The sequence below is a fragment of the Bacillus sp. Root131 genome (assembly GCF_001429475.1).
Taxonomy (GTDB): Bacteria; Bacillota; Bacilli; order Bacillales; family Bacillaceae_G; genus Bacillus_A; species Bacillus_A thuringiensis_S.
Genome location: NZ_LMJQ01000036.1, coordinates 1 through 3016 on the forward strand (window position 1 = coordinate 1; position 3016 = coordinate 3016).

A 3016-nucleotide genomic window follows, 5' to 3' on the forward strand; every position below is an offset into this window, starting at 1 on the left:
GTATTCATCAGTTATTTGGATTAACTGCTTAGGAGTGGATTCCAGAAGGAATCTATGCCTTTTTTTGCGTTTGTCCATTATTTGCACCAGAACCTTTGATGTTATTAAGGCGTAGAATATCCAGACATTGCAAACCAGGTGGAATGCCACGTGAGTAATTTGTATAATGAGTTTCAAATGCCTAAAATAATAAATTTACGCGAAATAATAACCTGTACGGTAGCAGTACCATAGCTTAAAAAACATCATCAGTTCCTATACTATTTGATGTAAAAGGCATATAAAGGGATATTGAAGGGGATTAGATAGCTTTTTTAAAAATTAACAGGCTGGTTGATTGTCAAAAAATGACGCGGTTATTTGTTGAAAGAATGTAACAGGAATAGATTATTTAAATTACGAATACTTTAAAATGCATAAGGGAAATTTTGATAGCTTGGAGTGTAAAAGAAAGAGAGATTACTACATAGGAGAGGATAAATGCATAAGGGTCAAAGATACCAAGAATTCTTGTAAAGAAGGTTTTCTTATTTTTGTGTGAGGTTTTGTAACAAACCATATGAAATACAAAGTTTTAAAAATTTAACGCAAAAATTTTTAAAATGTATAAATTACGAATAATTATATTGGTACATTAATATGTATATAGGATTTGTAAAAGTAATCAATAATTTTCAATTTTGTACTTTTTAAACCATATCAATTTAAAAATGATTTAAAATAATCTTTGTTGCTACAGAAAAAGAGTGTATCTAAATTGAGTATGGGAGGAACAAATATGAATCCTTATCAAAATAAAAATGAATATGAAACATTAAATGCTTCACAAAAAAAATTAAATATATCTAATAATTATACAAGATATCCAATAGAAAATAGTCCAAAACAATTATTACAAAGTACAAATTATAAAGATTGGCTCAATATGTGTCAACAGAATCAGCAGTATGGTGGAGATTTTGAAACTTTTATTGATAGTGGTGAACTCAGTGCCTATACTATTGTAGTTGGGACCGTACTGACTGGTTTCGGGTTCACAACACCCTTAGGACTTGCTTTAATAGGTTTTGGTACATTAATACCAGTTCTTTTTCCAGCCCAAGACCAATCTAACACATGGAGTGACTTTATAACACAAACTAAAAATATTATAAAAAAAGAAATAGCATCAACATATATAAGTAATGCTAATAAAATTTTAAACAGGTCGTTTAATGTTATCAGCACTTATCATAATCACCTTAAAACATGGGAGAATAATCCAAACCCACAAAATACTCAGGATGTAAGGACACAAATCCAGCTAGTTCATTACCATTTTCAAAATGTCATTCCAGAGCTTGTAAACTCTTGTCCTCCTAATCCTAGTGATTGCGATTACTATAACATACTAGTATTATCTAGTTATGCACAAGCAGCAAACTTACATCTGACTGTATTAAATCAAGCCGTCAAATTTGAAGCGTATTTAAAAAACAATCGACAATTCGATTATTTAGAGCCTTTGCCAACAGCAATTGATTATTATCCAGTATTGACTAAAGCTATAGAAGATTACACTAATTATTGTGTAACAACTTATAAAAAAGGATTAAATTTAATTAAAACGACGCCTGATAGTAATCTTGATGGAAATATAAACTGGAACACATACAATACGTATCGAACAAAAATGACTACTGCTGTATTAGATCTTGTTGCACTCTTTCCTAATTATGATGTAGGTAAATATCCAATAGGTGTCCAATCTGAACTTACTCGAGAAATTTATCAGGTACTTAACTTCGAAGAAAGCCCCTATAAATATTATGACTTTCAATATCAAGAGGATTCACTTACACGTAGACCGCATTTATTTACTTGGCTTGATTCTTTGAATTTTTATGAAAAAGCGCAAACTACTCCTAATAATTTTTTCACCAGCCATTATAATATGTTTCATTACACACTTGATAATATATCCCAAAAATCTAGTGTTTTTGGAAATCACAATGTAACTGATAAATTAAAATCTCTTGGTTTGGCAACAAATATTTATATTTTTTTATTAAATGTCATAAGCTTAGATAATAAATATCTAAATGATTATAATAATATTAGTAAAATGGATTTTTTTATAACTAATGGTACTAGACTTTTGGAGAAAGAACTTACAGCAGGATCTGGGCAAATAACTTATGATGTAAATAAAAATATTTTCGGGTTACCAATTCTTAAACGAAGAGAGAATCAAGGAAACCCTACCCTTTTTCCAACATATGATAACTATAGTCATATTTTATCATTTATTAAAAGTCTTAGTATCCCTGCAACATATAAAACTCAAGTGTATACGTTTGCTTGGACACACTCTAGTGTTGATCCTAAAAATACAATTTATACACATTTAACTACCCAAATTCCAGCTGTAAAAGCGAATTCACTTGGGACTGCTTCTAAGGTTGTTCAAGGACCTGGTCATACAGGAGGGGATTTAATTGATTTCAAAGATCATTTCAAAATTACATGTCAACACTCAAATTTTCAACAATCGTATTTTATAAGAATTCGTTATGCTTCAAATGGAAGCGCAAATACTCGAGCTGTTATAAATCTTAGTATCCCAGGGGTAGCAGAACTGGGTATGGCACTCAACCCCACTTTTTCTGGTACAGATTATACGAATTTAAAATATAAAGATTTTCAGTACTTAGAATTTTCTAACGAGGTGAAATTTGCTCCAAATCAAAACATATCTCTTGTGTTTAATCGTTCGGATGTATATACAAACACAACAGTACTTATTGATAAAATTGAATTTCTGCCAATTACTCGTTCTATAAGAGAGGATAGAGAGAAACAAAAATTAGAAACAGTACAACAAATAATTAATACATTTTATGCAAATCCTATAAAAAACACTTTACAATCAGAACTTACAGATTATGACATAGATCAAGCCGCAAATCTTGTGGAATGTATTTCTGAAGAATTATATCCAAAAGAAAAAATGCTGTTATTAGATGAAGTTAAAAAT

At 30.0% G+C, this 3016-nt stretch carries 1 pseudogene; it reads left to right on the top strand.

From position 1 onward, the window contains the following. Positions 1-778: 778 nt before the first annotated feature. Positions 779-3016 (top strand): annotated as a pseudogene (cry4Aa, locus tag ASE54_RS28180) (pesticidal crystal protein Cry4Aa); the annotation flags it as partial.